Below are 15,509 nucleotides of genomic sequence, written 5' to 3' on the forward strand. Positions count from 1 at the left end.
ATAATAATAGTCCCAACACGAGATTATTCTCGTTCCATTTAGCCTTATTTAATATATTTACTTGAGTGCAATTATGACATTAAAATCTATTTTATTTCCTGTTATTTCTTTTGGTGCAACAATGATCCCTGTTAGCTCATTTGCAACACCACAAGTAACATTTCAGGGTGAAGTAACAACACAAACTTGCCAAGCATCAATCAATGGAGAAAGTAACGGTACTGTACTTTTACCAACTGTATCTGCTGATCAATTGGCAACTGCAGGAGCGACTACTGGTCTAACACCTTTTACAATTTCTGTTTCTGGATGTACTGCAAATCCAACAGACGATCTAAAGATTTCAACAAAATTCTTAGGTCATAACACAACTCAGTCTGGCAACCTTGGCAACCTTGCTGCAAACGACATCGCTGCAAAAAATGTTTCGATTCAATTGACAACTGACTCATCAGGTTCAGTACCAGTACAACTCAATGGTGTAACCAGCGTTGAAGGTCTGGTTTTAAACAAAGGTGAAACTACAGCTAGCCATCAGTTTGCAGCACGTTATTTTGCAGAAGATGCTGTTACAGCAGGTGCAGTGACAGCAGTTGCAGAATATACACTGAGCTATCAATAAGTCTTGATTTATCTGCCATTTCTAATGGCAGATTATAAGGGGATCGGAGGTTATATGAAGTTTTCAATTCCTAAATTGCTTCTTGTATCATCTTTATTCTTTGCCCACTCTATACCTACAATGGCAGGTATAGTGATGACAGGAACCCGTGTAATTTTTCCAGCACAAAATACTGAAAAGACCATCCAGTTGCAAAACAAGGAAAATCAGCCTTATCTGGTTCAGGTATGGCTGGATTCAGGTGATCAGAATTCAACACCTGAAAATACCCGTTCCCCTTTTCTTGCCAATCCTCAAATTTTTAAAATCAATCCTAATCAAGGTCAAATTGTCCGTATCATTTTTACAGGAGACAAAACACAGCTGCCTCAGGATCGAGAATCGTTATTTTTTCTAAACTTCTCTGAAATTCCTGCAATCAAAAATCAGGATACTGACTCAAACAAATTGATGGTGGTTTTTAAAAATCGTCTAAAGGTATTGTATCGCCCAACAAATTTACCTGATTCATCAAGTAACATCAGCAAACATTTGAGCGCCTCATTAAAACAGCAAGCAAATCGAAAAGTGATCGAGTTAAAAAATGATAGTGCCTATTATGCCAATATCCTGTCGGTGAACATCAAAGATACCAATAGTTCGCAGCAATCCTTTAGTAACAAAACTATTGCGCCTTTTTCCACAATGCAATGGGAAGTTAAACCATCTACCTCCAGTTCTTCTCAAATCCAGATCGACTTGGTTAACGATTATGGAGCGACCGTTAGTTTCAATCTACCTTTATCTAATCCTTAATATACGTCTATGAAGCAACTTGGGCTTTTTATTAAAACTTCTTGTACACCAATCAGCATTGCCTTGTGTTTTCAAGGAATTGCACCTGTGTATGCTATTGAAGTCGAAAATAATGCTAAACAAAATGATGAGTATATCTTTGATGATGCCCTGATTCGCAGTAGCTCAATTAATAAAAAAATGCTTGAACAATTAAGTAAAGGCAACAATATCGTTCCAGGTATGTATAAGGTTGACTTATATATCAACCAACACTTCATTGAGAAAACGACAATCAATTTTGTTGAAGATTCTCATCAGGAAGTACAGCCTTGCTTTAGTTCAGCTTTACTCAAAAAAGCCGATATTATTCAAAAGGATTTAAAAGAGAAAGGGTCTGATTCTGTCAATGCAACAAACCAGTGTTTTTTTCTCAATGATATTGTTGATGGAGGATCTATCAACTTTGATACTGGTCGCCTAAAACTGGAATTGGTCATTCCACAGACTTTTTTAAAGCAAAGACCGCGAGGTTATGTTGATCCAGGCCTTTGGGATGCGGGCTCATCAATAGGATTTGTTAACTATATCGCAAATTATTATTACAACTCCTTTGATACTGGGCACACAACCATTAATCAGGATGCTGCGTATGTTTCACTTAACGGTGGCATGAATGTTGGCAAATGGCAATTTCGTCAACAATCCAGTTTAAACTATAGTAACAATGACACGACATGGAATAATATTCGAAGCTATTTAAAACGCCCTATAGAACCAATTAAAAGTGAACTTTCCATTGGACAACTGAGTAGCACTGGGCGATTTTTTTCAGGTTTAAGTTTTAACGGTGTGAACCTGAGTTCTGATGAACGTATGTTACCCGAATCCATGCGTGGTTATGCTCCTGTTATCCAAGGGATTGCCAAAACTACAGCCCGAGTTTCAATTGAGCAAAATGGTCGAGAAATCTATCAAACCACAGTTGCACCAGGCCCATTCCGGATTCGTGATCTTTACCCTACAAATTATAATGGTGATTTAACTGTTACCATTCATGAGGCTGATGGAACGCTCAGTAGTTTCAGGGTTCCGTTTTCTGCCGTTCCCGAATCAATCCGGCAAGGTTCATTTAAATACAATTTAGATATTGGTCGTACCCGTGATATTGGTGAGGATACCAACTTTGCAAATATCACCACACAATATGGTTTGAATAATGCTATCACTTTAAACAATGGACTTCGTATTGCAGAAGGTTATCAGTCTTCAATGCTTGGGACGGCCTATACCAACAGATTCGGTGCTTTTGGTACAGAAGCAACTTATTCAAGAGCCAAACTGCCAGATCAGGACTATGTCGATGGATGGATGTTCAGTGCAAATTACAGCAAGACGATTCAACCCACTCAAACAACTATTTCACTTGCGGGTTATCGCTACTCTACTGATGGTTATCGAGATCTGGCAGATGTAATATCACTGCGTAAATCTGTCAAGGACGGCTCTGGTTTTTACTCAAGTACTTTTAATGAACGTACCCGATTTACGGTAACAATGAACCAGAGTTTAGGTCAGTTTGGAACATTATTTATATCTGGTTCTAAACAGCAATATAGAGATAACAAAGAGGATGACTACCAGTTACAACTTGGTTACGGCAAAGCCTTTCATAACGGTGTGAACGTAAATCTGTCCGTTTCACGACAAAAAATAAACTATGCAAATCCCCCAGACAGCTCTGCTATCACACTGCAACCACAAAACTCGGATGACAATACGATTTATGCTGCGACAATCAATATTCCATTAGGTCCAAAAAATAATAAAAAGCAAAATTTGTCCATGACATATACGCATGATGATCATAATTCCTACCAATCCACTGTGACTGGATCGTTAGGAAAACAGGATAGTCTAAGCTATAACCTTGGCTTCTCATATGATGATCAAAGTGAACAAGGTGTATGGAATGCAGGCTTACAAAAACGTTTAAATAATGCCAACGTTGGTATCAATGCTTCAATGGGTGACAACTATTGGCAATCCTCTGCCAATATTCAAGGAGCAATCGCTGTACATAGTGGTGGCATTACTCTTGGTCCATATCTAAGTGATACATTTGCCTTAGTTGAAGCCAAAGGTGCAGAAGGTGCTAAACTTATGAATACCCAAGGAGGTGTGATCAATGCCAAAGGTTATACGCTAGTTCCAGCTCTGACTCCTTATCGGTTTAATACAATTTCACTCAATCCTGAAGGTATTTCTGATCAAATAGAACTCGAGTCAGGAGATAAAAAAATTGCGCCATATTCTGGAGCATCTGTAAAAATCAAATTCGAAACACGTCAAGGCTATGCTGTCCTGATTCAAGCTGAACCAGATCAGGGTATCAGCATTCCGTTAGGTTCTGATGTATTAGACGAAAATGGTCAAAATATAGGTATTGTTGGGCAAAATTCACAAATTTATTTGCGTTCAGAAAAGCTAGATAACCGCATAAAAATCCAATGGGGTGACCAGCCAGATGAAAAGTGTTATGTCCAATATAGTATCCCGACTGATCAGGTAAAACAGCCATTAATTAAAATGACACAAACCTGTAAAGTGGAGTAGATTGAAAATGAAAAGCTTTATTTTTATTTGCATCATAATCTTCAGTTATCTGACACTTTCTACAAGTACACACGCCATGTGTCAAAAAGGTCCATCCTTTTTTGCGAATGCTAACGATAGCATGGCTGTCCCTCTCAATTTTGGCAGACTTAATTTAACAACTACTTATTTACAGCCAGTAGGCTCTATTTTAGGTAGTCTAGTTGTCTCCCCGACATCTAATTATCCATATCCAAATATCCAGCCTACTTCTGTTTTGTGGCAATGTGATGTTGCTGATTTACCTAAAATTTTCTTTTTGGCAGCAACCAAAGGCAATGAACCTTTTTCAGGACATGTAGAAACAGGTGCAATAGACGGGTTAAATGGTGTTTATGCAACATGGTGGCAATATATTGGTTTAAAACAGACTGTTAATGGCACGACGCTCAGCCGTTACTGGCAAAAAATTCCTTTAAAAACATATGAACAAAAGAATGGAAAAATCAATATCCGTTTAATGGATGTGCCATCAGTAGAAGCAACACTTTACCGAATCAGCCAGCTGCCTAGTTTCAGCCAGTCAAGTGCTTGCAATAAAGACATGATTGTTTCTGGTTCATACTATTCTGGAGTTACACCTACTGGTGTAACTGACTACTGCCGTAAACCAAGTGCATATATCCAGTTATCTGGTGAAAACTCTGTATTATTTGATTTTAATCGTGATTACCAAAATACAGACTCGAATACAAACACCAGTTTTTTCTCAGCAAATGCTATTCCTTTTGGTTTTTATACCAGCAACACAACATTAACAAACTCACCTACATGTGTTGCACGAAATGCTACACCTCTGGTGACTTTTCCACCGATTTCAAAGACTGAGCTGGAAAATGGCAGCAAAGTTCCCGCGGTTTTTAATGTTGAAATTGAATGTAGCAACAGTATGGTATCGGGCACCGGAGCCAATCAGACCGCTATAGGCTTTCAAGTTTCAGATGGCGCATATCAAGCCGCATCAAAGCTTGGATTAATTTCCGCAACCAATGGTTCTGTGAACTACTTACTTTCTGACGAATATGGCACAAATTCTGACATTGCAACTGGAGTAGGTATCAAACTATATAATGCAGCAAGTAATAAAGAGATGGTCTTTTTAAATCAATTAGGTATTACTGGAGGAGGTGAAGCCGCTGGATGGTATCCTGTTTTACAAGGTACGCCTTATTTAATAGGATCAGCTTCGTCAGGTTATACCTCATATCTGCAACATTATAGAGCTGAACTCATCGCTTTACCTGACATGAATATCACCCCAGGTAAAATTAAAGCGACTGCAACTGTATTGGTAAAAGTCCAATGAGACTCAAAATTTGCACATTCGCTCCTTGCCCAGTCTTTTATAATGCTAATCAAGGAGCAATCAGTGCAAACACGATAAATACCCTATATCCAGCTACTGATCAAAAGCAAACTCCTTTCATCACTATATCAACTATTTTACAAGCGAATACAAACAGAAATAAAAATACGCATATAGCTTATGATTTTAACGACCAAGACACACTTTTATCGAATAAAAATCATCTGTCGATCAACCAAATAAAACAAACATTTAACAAAATCATCCGACCGTATATAAGGCAGGAATTTAATATGGGCTTTGTTTCTAAAATTGTTGCATTAATTACACTACTATTATCCATGCTTGTTCCTGTAACTCATGCAACTTGCAGGAAATCCTCACCTAACTACATTTATGCAGGCGACAGTTATGCCGCACCATTAAATTTTGGAAAAATCAACATGACCACAACCTATTTGCAGCCAGTTGGTAGCATTTTAGGAAGCATCATCGTTCCACCAAGCAGCTATAGCTATAATGGTGGTAATGCTGACTCTATTCTCTGGGTTTGTGACGAAGCTGATTTACCTAATATCTATTTTTTGGCTGCAACAAATGGCGATGAGCCTTTTGGTGGGCATGTTGAAACTGGACTACAAGATGGATTATCAGGAGTCTATGCTACTTGGTGGAAATATATCGGGCTTAAACAAACCATGTCTGGTGTTGTGCTTAGCAGATATTGGCAAAAAATCCCAATAACCTCTTATGAAAAACTGAATGGGAAGATCAATATACGTCTTAGAGATATACCACCACTGGAAGCAGTGCTTTATCGAATTAGTCAGCTTCCAAATTTTAGCCGAGGAAGTTATTGTAATACAGCTATGATTGTTTCTGGATCATATTCCAGTGGAAAAACTGCCAATGGAGCCACAATTTCTTGTAATCAGCCAAGCGCATACATTCAATTATCTGGTGACAAAACGGTTACTTTTTCAGGTATAAATCGGGACTACGAAGGCGAAGACTCAAATGTAAATTTTTCCTTCTGGACAGCAAATGGGATTATTTACGGTCTAAATACCAGTAATACAACATTGACTAACACCCCGACCTGTGTGGCACGTAATGCAACACCTTTAGTAAATTTTGCTCCAATTTCAAAAACTGAACTAGAAAATGGTAGCAAGGTTCCTGCCGTTTTTAATGTCGAAATTGAATGCAGTGATAGTATGATTTCGGGGACGGGGACAAATCAAACTGCAATTGGTTTTCAAGTTTCAGATGGTGCATACCAGGCAGCATCAAACCTTGGATTTGTTTCCTCAACTAACGGTTCTGTAAGTTATTTGCTTTCTGATGAATATGGCATAAATTCTGATATTGCAACTGGAGTAGCGATCAAGTTATATAATGCTGCAAGCAATAAAGAAATGGTATTTCTAAACCAGTTTGGTATTGCTGGCGGTGGTGAAGCCGCTGGATGGTATCCTGTTTTACAAGGTACACCATATTTAGTCGGATCTTGCTTCGGGCTATACCTCGTATCTACAACACTATAGAGCTGAACTCATTGCTTTACCTGGTATGAATATTACATCTGGTAAAGTTAAAGCGACAGCAACAGTATTGGTGAAAGTTCAATGAAGCTCAAAATTTTTACATTCGCTGTTTATCTGGCTTGTTATTGTGCTTCCAGTCAGGCAGGAATCATTGCAAACTCAACACGTGTAATATATCAAGCTTCTGATCGTGAACAGGTTATAAATTTAGCCAATACCAATCGCTATCCTGTTCTGACTCAAGTATGGATAGATGATGGTTCAGCAGATCCTGAATTTAAACAAGCACCTTTTGTCACGATACCAGCGATCTTTCGAATGGATGCAGGCGAAATCAAAAGTATACGAATGATATACAACTTAATGAGTTTGCCTCAAGACCGGGAATCTGTGTACTGGTTAAATTTATATGAAGTTCCTGCTGTTGCCAAAAGCAAAATGGACAAAAACTATCTAAATCTTGCGATGAATACCCAGATGAAAGTATTTTATCGGCCTAAACAATTACAGAAACTCTCGCAAGAAGAGATTGTTAATCAACTTAACTTTTCCCTTATCCCCCACTCTTCAGGTTTTGCACTAAAATTGCAAAATCCTACCCCATATCATGTTTCTCTCCTGAATCTAAAACTCATAAACACTGATGAGAAAATGGAAACGGATATCATTAGCAATACAATACTTAATCCATTTGCACAAGCAATTTACCCACTACAAAAACAAAACCAGCAACATAAGTTTAAAATTATGATGCTTATCATCGACGATCTTGGGCATTCGAAAGAGTTTTATAAAGATCTAGCAAATTAAGGCTTTATCAAACAGCCAATACAAATCCGATAAAAGTTGGTTTTATAACAAGAATGATTGATGTACTCTATTAGGCAATAAAACAAGAATACAGCTTCAATTATGGAAAATATGAAAAAAATCTGGATTGATATTGAAGAATATAAAATTCAGGCGGATCTATATCAACCCTCACCTACAGATCGAAACCATATCATCATTATGGCACATGGATTAGGAGGTGAAAAAAGCTGCGGGTTAACTCCTTTTGTCCAATTTTACCTATCATTAGGCTATGACGTTTGTGTATTTGACCATAGAGGTTTTGGAGAAAGTTCAGGAGCAATCAAAAACCTTGTGGACAAGAATAGTCAGATTCAGGACTGGAAAACAGTGATCCATCATTTGAAAGAACATTATTCATATTCTGAAAAACATATGATTTTATGGGGATATTCATTTAGTAGTGCCCATATCTTAATGTTAGCCAGTCAGACAGAATACAAAGGTATTATCAGTAATTTTCCACATGTCGATGGTCTGGCCAGTCTTAAACTCTATCCTAAAAAATACTTGCTGGTTGCTACATTATTATCACTTATTGACCTGACATTAGCACCATTTGGAAAAGTAAAAACCATGCCTGTCGTGAATAAAAACCGTTTTGCCATATTGGCTGGTCAGGACTGTTATCGAGGTTACCTTTCAATAATTCCTAAAAATATTCAATGGGATAACCGTGTCCCAGCCAGAATTATTGCATACATCGGTTTTTATAGACCGACTATCTATGTCCATAAAATCGAGTCTTCAGTGTTAGTTCTGGCTGCTGAAAATGATTCGCTTATTCCACTTTCAGCGACACAAAAAATGGCGAAAAAGATTAAAAATGGGCAATACCATGAAATCACTTGTGGGCATTTTGATCTTTTTCATGAACCTTACCATAGGCAGATTCTACAACTTCACCAACAGTTTTTAGCATCACTTTAATCTAAAATATTATAGCCTTTGGCAAGTAGATAATGATTGCAAATGAACATCGATTCTTTTTGAATATCTGTTGTAATATAATGATATTTATAGAAACTATGTTTCATTAATGCAAATACCATTTCAACCATATAAGTCATATTTTCTGGTTGTTCGAGCCTTAATGGAGTATGTCTGGATTGAAATAAATCAAGAATATCCTTCGCAATTTTCTCAATCACAATTTCCTGTAGATTAAATCCTTCCACATTTACAGGACCGCCAAGAATTAAAATACTGGCCGCTTTATTACTATTATAAAAACTGGCAACCTGGGTAATTAAATCCTCCATTATCGATTGAATCTTCCATGACTTATAGCGTTCACTTTTAAACGATACGAAACTTTGCAACGCATCCAGATAGCGTTTCACAATGACGATAAATAAATGATTTATAGTTGGGAAATATTGATAAATATAAGTCTTTGGGATAGATGAAACCATAGAAACTTCTGGAATACTGCACTGCTCTATTCCTCTTTTTTCCAAAATATTAATTGTAGTCTCAATAACAATTTCTAATCTTTCTTTACTTCTTTTTTGTATAGGTAACTTGATTNCATCTAAAAGCATAAATTTTGTTCCATTGACTTGATGATCGAAAAATAATCAACTATAGTTTAAATATCCAACTAAAGTTGGATTTAATAAAAATAAATTTCAAGGAAGTGATATGAAAACTATATGCATCATCGGCGCGGGTCCTTCTGGTATCACTGCGGCAAAAAACTGTAAAGAACATAATCTTGCATTTGATGTTTTTGAAAAAAATGACAAAGTTGGCGGCAACTGGGTTTTTAATTCAAAGACTGGTCATTCTTCTGTTTATGAGAATACACATATTATCAGTTCAAAAACAATGTCTGAATATGAGGACTACCCTATGCCAGAGTATTATCCAGACTACCCAAGACATGATCAGTTACAACTGTATTTCGAAAATTATGCCAAATATTTCGGGGTCTATGATCAGATCAAATTTAACCATCAGATCATGCAAGTTGTAAAACAAACAGATGGGAAATGGTCTGTTCATTACATTGATGATCAAGATCAAGAACATACAAAACAATACGACTATCTAATGGTTGCCAATGGACATCACTGGATGCCTAAGTATCCTGAATATTCAGGTAAATTTACTGGGAAATGGATGCATTCACATGACTTTAAAGGTGTAAATGATGAATGGCGCAACCAGAAAATTTTAGTGATCGGAGCTGGTAATTCAGGCTGTGATGTGTCAGTTGAGTCAGCACGTGTTTCTAAAAATGTTTATATTTCCATGCGCAGCCCACAATGGTTTGTCCCCAAATTCATGTTTGGTCAACCTGCCGACATTTTAGTTAAAGCATTAGAGAAACTTCCCGCAAAAGTTAGACAAAGTATCCTGACCAAGACTGTAAAAGCATTTACAGGTAAATATTCTGACTACGGTCTTCCGGAAAATACCAAACCTATGTTAACCCAGCATCCGACAGCAAATTCTGATTTTATTGACTACGTCCGACATGGAAAAATTAAACCTAAACCAGCGATCAAAAGACTCAATGGAAGATATGTAGAGTTTATAGATGGTAGCATCGAAGAGTTCGATATTATCTGTTGTTGTACTGGTTTTTGGACTGTCTTTCCCTTTTTCGACAAAGATTTTCTTGATTTCCAATATGTAGAAAAAATCCCACTGTATAAAAAAATGATGCATGCCGAGCATGACAATCTATATTTTATTGGACTATTTCAACCTTTAGGTTGTATTTGGCCATTGTCTGATTATCAGGCGAAACTGGCATGTCAGGAAATTATAGGGCGATATAAACGTCCAGAAAATATGGCACAAGCGATACAACACGAAATCGAACATCCTCATCATAATTTTGATGGTGGACAACGACATGCCGTCGAAGTGGACTATAACGATTTCCGTGCGGAACTTGTTGCTGAGCTCAAGAAAGCAGGAATTCATATACCCGAACGTAAACCAAAACTGAATCTAAGACAATTTGTAGGAACACTTTTAACTGCCTAAAACCTGATATTACATTGATGTTATATCGTGATAATAATTTCACACGATACACAATAAAAAAACCAAGGAAAATAAAATGTACGGACAAATGATGTATCAACCCCTGCTGGTCAGTAGCCTACTTGAACATGCAGCAAACTATCATGCGGATACCCCGATTATTTCAAAAAATACAGATGGCAGTATGCACCACACAGATTGGGCTGGAATCTCATCGCGAGCTAAGCAGTGTGCTAACTTTTTAAAATCACTGCACCTGGAACAAGGCGATCGTATAGCAACACTGGCATGGAACAACCATAGACACATTGAAACATGGTATGCCATTTCTGGAAGTGGTTATGTTTGTCATACCATTAACCCCAGATTATTCCCTGAACAACTGATTTATATTATTCAGGATGCACAAGACAAAGTCCTTTTTTTTGATCAGACATTTGTCCCACTCATCAATGCCATCAAAAAACATATCCCAAATATTGAACTATTTATATGTCTGGATACATATAATGAATCGGTAAAAGAAGCATTACCAGAGACAGTATTTTATGAAGAACTGATTCAGTCGCAATCAGGACATTTTGATTGGCCTGAGTTAGATGAACTCTGTGCAAGCTCTTTATGTTATACCTCAGGTACTACAGGTAATCCAAAGGGCGTTTTATACAGTCATCGTTCTACACTGTTGCATACATTTGCCAGTTGCTTACCCGATTCTCTAAATTTGTCATCCAAAGACATCATGTTGCCTGTTGTTCCCATGTTTCATGTGCATGCATGGGGGTCTCCTTATGTGGCAGCAATGATGGGGTGTAGTCTGATCCTTCCTGGTTCAGCACTAGACGGAGACAGTCTGGTACAACTGATTGATCAATATAAAGTGACTGTCTCACTTGGCGTGCCAACTATATGGCAAAGTCTGATCAGTTCCGCCAAAAAGTTGAATAGTACATTGCCAAGCCTTAATCGTAATGTTGTCGGAGGGTCAGCTTGCCCGCCATCCATGATTGAAACCTTTAAAACTGATTTTAACTGCGACACCATTCATGCATGGGGCATGACCGAAGCCAGCCCATTAGGTACGGTCAATCATCTTAAAGGAAAGCATCTAAATCTATCTAAAACTGAACAGTTTAATGTACGACTTTCTCAGGGGCGACCACCTTTTGGTATTCGTATACGTCTTGTCGATGCCGAGAATGACAATAAACCGCTGTCAAATAACGGTATAGAAACAGGAAATTTACAGATTCAAGGACACTGGATTGTCAATCGTTATTATGGGCAAGAAAATATAGCTTTGACTGAGGATGGCTGGTTTGATACGGGAGATATTGCTTCTATGAATCAGGATGGCTTTCTAAATATTTCTGATCGAGCCAAAGACTTGATCAAATCAGGCGGAGAGTGGATTTCATCTGTAGAACTGGAAAATATTGCTATGGCACATCCCAAAATAGATATGGCTGCAGTAATCGCTGCATATCATCCAAGATGGGATGAACGCCCAGTTGTTATAGCCGTTAAATCTACCACAGGGCAAATTACCGAAACTGAGCTATTAGAGTTTTATCAAGATAAAATCGCAAAATGGCAAATCCCCGATAAAGTTATTTTCGTTGATGCTATTCCTTTGAGTGGAACTGGAAAAATGCTGAAACGAAAACTTAGAGAAGATTATGGTAATACACTAATTTAGAACTTAATCTAACCTGTTTAATTTTGAATGCAATCATGATACATGCCCTCTTGATAGGCATTTATCCAAAAATATCAAATGCGTGTTAAGTATTAAATTAATAGTACCAAATCTCACTCATCCAGATAACACATCTTGATCGAGGATTATGCGCGAGGGTGTTACCTTCCATATCCATGATCCTCACAATTTCATGATTTGAATCACGATAGCAATAAAGATCGGCTTCTTTGCCCTGGTCTTGCCTTACATGGACGATGCTTTCTTTCATAAATACCTCCCTTTTCTTTTGTTATTTTAATGAGCATCTTAAATAAAGAAAGCACTCAACGACATAGTCTGACGCTTCAATAAAATATACTCTATGTAAATAACCGTGAGTCAAGAATCAATATCTATAAAAATTGTACTCGGCTTATATTAAAATTTAATTTTATAAAATCATTTTTTATTTTTATCCAAAATAAAAATTTCAAATTCATCCAGTCAGATTTAGTTAAATGGTGGATGAATTTGAAAATAATAAATCAAAGTTATAGTAACTGGTTCAAACGTTGTCTAATAATTTGTTCAGCATCTTTAACAATACGTTGAACAAGCTCATCACATGTTGGAATATCATGGATCAAACTCGCAACTAACCCACATGACCAGGCACCCGCATTCATATCCCCTTCCAGCATCACACGGGGATAGACACCGACGACTTCCTGTGCAATATCATCAAAGCTAATCTTAGAACCCAGAGTTCTCTCTTTTTCCAAGATACGCTCAACAGCTGGATTATTCAAAACACGCTCGGTATTTTGAAATGGTCGCATAATAAGCCGTGTATCTCGCTCAGTTGCCGCAAGCAATGCCTGTTTTACATTTTCATGTACTGGTGCTTCTTTTGTCGCAATAAAACGTGTTCCCATATTAATGCCATCTGCCCCCAAAGCCAGTGCTGCTGCAAGAGAGCGACCATCTGCCATTCCCCCAGATGCCACAAATGGAATATCCAGTGCCTCAGCCGCCAGCGGTAACAGAATCATATTGGGTACATCATCTTCACCAGGATGACCGCCACATTCAAAACCGTCAACTGATACAGCATCACAACCGATTTGCTGTGCTTTCAGGCTGTGGCGTATAGACGTGCATTTATGAATAACTTTGATCCCTGCCGCCTTTAAATATGGCATAACTTCTGCTGGATTTCTGCCCGCAGTTTCTACAATCTTTACCCCACCCTCAATGATTGCTCTAACAAAACCAGGATAGTCAGGAGAATCCACGGTAGGTAAAAATGTCAGATTCACACCGAAAGGTTTATCGGTCAACTCATGGCAACGTGCAATTTCTTTTGCCAGATTTTCTGGGGTTCGTTGGGTTAAGCCAGTAATAATACCCAGACCACCTGCATTTGATACAGCTGCGGCCAGTTCTGCGAAACCCACATAGTGCATTCCTCCTTGAATGACAGGATGTTCTATATCAAATAGTTCTGTAATTTTTGTCTTCATTTTTATTTCCTATTTTAAAATCGGGTGTGAATTTATGAATTCAGCTTCATTATTTTATGCAACAAGTTGCATAAAAGCATTGAGATTTTCTATCAAATTTGTAGCAAAAATATACAGCATATTATTTTAAATATTGGTTATGCGCTCAGGATTTAGATAAGCAGTTGTTTAAATGAAAAATAAATGTCTGATGAGCATAGATATGACTGACTCAGACGATGACCTACTCATGAATTTTTCATTTGCCTGTGATCGTAGATATTTAATAGAGCAACAATAGCAGCAAAACAAAAACCAATAATGACACAGGCAGTCCAGCCCCAATGTTTCCAAGCATAAACTGAAGACATTGAACCAATAACACCACCAGTAAAGTACATTGTCATATAGATTGAATTAATTCTTGATCTTGCTGCCAGAGAAATCCGATAGACCAGATTTTGATTCAAGACATGTAAGGCAGACAATGCAAAATAGGCAAAAATCACACCACATAAGTAGATATACAATGAAATCTGTGCAAAATAAATCAGCAACCATGAGCCAATAATAATGCTAATACTGACTGTAGCCACCTTTTGTTCGTTATTTTGACTGATTTGGAAGCCAGCCCAACGAGTCGAAAAAACGCCCGCTATGCCGACAATACCAAATAACCCAATTTGAAATTCATTAAAATGGTAAGGAGCATTTGCAAGAATAAAAGTCATACTAGTAAATAATAAGGTGACCATAGCAAAGGTAAAACACCCTATCCAGCCACGCCGAATCAAATGTGGCTCATTTCTCATTAGCCGGAATAAAGAAGTATAAATTTCCTTGATGTTTAACTGAGTATTGACTGTTGAAACAGGTAATTTAAACCACATAATACTCGCTAGCCCGATCACTAACCCACCACTAATGGCGTAAACATAATGCCATGACCATAATGTTGAAATCAGCCCTGCAAATGTTCTGGCAAAAAGAATGCCCATGAGTAAACCACTCATCAGCATACCAACAACTTGTGCACTTTGTTTTTCAGATACCATCGTGGATGAAAATGGAATAAGCACCTGAGCCGCAATAGAGAAGAATGTTGCAACTGCTGTAAAAAGATACAATGTATATAAATTACCACTGACTGCAATTGCTAACTGCGCAATTCCTGTTGCACACATCAATAAACAAATAAACTGTCTTTTTTCAAACAAATCACCTAAAGGCACCAATAAGAAAAGTCCTATCGCATAGGATAATTGACTAATCACTATCGTTAGTGCAGCTTGGTCAGGTCTGACATCCAGACTTTCAGAAAAGGCATAAACTAAAGGCTGGTTATAAAAGTTGGAACCTGCGCACATGCCGCAAGTTACAGCCATAATAAAAATGAAACTTTTAGATAAGGGAACATTTCTATTGATATTGCTAAGGTTAGACATCCTGTACCCTAATGTAGTCACTTAGGCTATTTTCTATTACAATAGTTAAGGTACTTTTTGTTGATTTGATATCCGGAAAATACGTTTAAATATTCTCACATACTGAAAATAGCCTATCATAATAA

General features: G+C 37.5%; 11 protein-coding genes. 9 read left to right on the plus strand and 2 right to left on the minus strand.

Features of this window, described 5'->3' with window-relative positions; translation table 11 throughout:
• Window positions 1-121: 121 nt before the first annotated feature.
• From KPC_RS10130 to KPC_RS10180, 9 genes are all read left to right on the plus strand, one after another.
• Window positions 122-622 (plus strand): fimbrial protein, encoded by a 501-nt coding sequence (locus KPC_RS10130; RefSeq protein WP_456049174.1) that lies wholly within the window; start codon window positions 122-124, stop codon window positions 620-622.
• 54 nt (window positions 623-676) lie between these two features.
• Window positions 677-1,417: a fimbrial biogenesis chaperone gene (locus tag KPC_RS10135; protein ID WP_171334464.1), complete on the plus strand. Its 741-nt coding sequence runs from the start codon at window positions 677-679 to the stop codon at window positions 1,415-1,417.
• A gap of 87 nt (window positions 1,418-1,504) precedes the next feature.
• Window positions 1,505-4,012, plus strand: a complete 2,508-nt coding sequence (locus KPC_RS10140) for a fimbria/pilus outer membrane usher protein (protein ID WP_228212220.1) — start codon at window positions 1,505-1,507, stop codon at window positions 4,010-4,012.
• 7 nt (window positions 4,013-4,019) lie between these two features.
• Window positions 4,020-5,357 (plus strand): fimbrial protein, encoded by a 1,338-nt coding sequence (locus KPC_RS10145; protein WP_121974262.1) that lies wholly within the window; start codon window positions 4,020-4,022, stop codon window positions 5,355-5,357.
• Window positions 5,358-5,650: 293 nt separating this feature from the next.
• Window positions 5,651-6,904, plus strand: coding sequence for a fimbrial protein (locus tag KPC_RS10150; RefSeq protein ID WP_121974263.1), 1,254 nt, complete (start codon window positions 5,651-5,653; stop codon window positions 6,902-6,904).
• A gap of 81 nt (window positions 6,905-6,985) precedes the next feature.
• Window positions 6,986-7,714 (plus strand): fimbrial biogenesis chaperone, encoded by a 729-nt coding sequence (locus KPC_RS10160; protein ID WP_121974264.1) that lies wholly within the window; start codon window positions 6,986-6,988, stop codon window positions 7,712-7,714.
• Between the two features lie 111 nt (window positions 7,715-7,825).
• On the plus strand, window positions 7,826-8,686 hold the full coding sequence (locus KPC_RS10165) for an alpha/beta hydrolase (RefSeq protein ID WP_171334465.1): 861 nt from the start codon (window positions 7,826-7,828) through the stop codon (window positions 8,684-8,686).
• 714 nt (window positions 8,687-9,400) lie between these two features.
• Window positions 9,401-10,756 (plus strand): flavin-containing monooxygenase, encoded by a 1,356-nt coding sequence (locus tag KPC_RS10175; RefSeq protein WP_121974267.1) that lies wholly within the window; start codon window positions 9,401-9,403, stop codon window positions 10,754-10,756.
• A gap of 76 nt (window positions 10,757-10,832) precedes the next feature.
• The gene (locus KPC_RS10180; protein WP_121974268.1) at window positions 10,833-12,455 is read left to right on the plus strand and encodes a long-chain-fatty-acid--CoA ligase; all 1,623 of its coding nucleotides are present in this window, start codon (window positions 10,833-10,835) and stop codon (window positions 12,453-12,455) included.
• A 533-nt stretch (window positions 12,456-12,988) separates the two neighbouring features.
• Here KPC_RS10180 and KPC_RS10185 read toward each other — a convergent pair.
• On the minus strand, window positions 12,989-13,960 hold the full coding sequence (locus KPC_RS10185) for an NAD(P)H-dependent flavin oxidoreductase (protein ID WP_121974269.1): 972 nt from the start codon (window positions 13,958-13,960) through the stop codon (window positions 12,989-12,991).
• A gap of 227 nt (window positions 13,961-14,187) precedes the next feature.
• Window positions 14,188-15,384, minus strand: coding sequence for an MFS transporter (locus tag KPC_RS10190; RefSeq protein WP_121974270.1), 1,197 nt, complete (start codon window positions 15,382-15,384; stop codon window positions 14,188-14,190).
• Window positions 15,385-15,509 lie beyond the last annotated feature (125 nt).

Origin of the sequence: Acinetobacter stercoris (assembly GCF_900323515.1) — a bacterium.
Classification (GTDB): Bacteria; Pseudomonadota; Gammaproteobacteria; order Pseudomonadales; family Moraxellaceae; genus Acinetobacter; species Acinetobacter stercoris.

Bases quoted from the DNA above. Each gene is read 5' to 3' on its own strand.
- KPC_RS10130 (WP_456049174.1), top strand. From the start codon at position 122: ATGATCCCTGTTAGCTCATTTGCAACACCACAAGTAACATTTCAGGGT.
- KPC_RS10135 (WP_171334464.1), top strand. From the start codon at position 677: ATGAAGTTTTCAATTCCTAAATTGCTTCTTGTATCATCTTTATTCTTT.
- KPC_RS10145 (WP_121974262.1), top strand. From the start codon at position 4,020: ATGAAAAGCTTTATTTTTATTTGCATCATAATCTTCAGTTATCTGACA.
- KPC_RS10150 (WP_121974263.1), top strand. From the start codon at position 5,651: ATGGGCTTTGTTTCTAAAATTGTTGCATTAATTACACTACTATTATCC.
- KPC_RS10160 (WP_121974264.1), top strand. From the start codon at position 6,986: ATGAAGCTCAAAATTTTTACATTCGCTGTTTATCTGGCTTGTTATTGT.
- KPC_RS10165 (WP_171334465.1), top strand. From the start codon at position 7,826: ATGAAAAAAATCTGGATTGATATTGAAGAATATAAAATTCAGGCGGAT.
- KPC_RS10175 (WP_121974267.1), top strand. From the start codon at position 9,401: ATGAAAACTATATGCATCATCGGCGCGGGTCCTTCTGGTATCACTGCG.
- KPC_RS10180 (WP_121974268.1), top strand. From the start codon at position 10,833: ATGTACGGACAAATGATGTATCAACCCCTGCTGGTCAGTAGCCTACTT.
- KPC_RS10185 (WP_121974269.1), bottom strand. From the start codon at position 13,960: ATGAAGACAAAAATTACAGAACTATTTGATATAGAACATCCTGTCATT.
- KPC_RS10190 (WP_121974270.1), bottom strand. From the start codon at position 15,384: ATGTCTAACCTTAGCAATATCAATAGAAATGTTCCCTTATCTAAAAGT.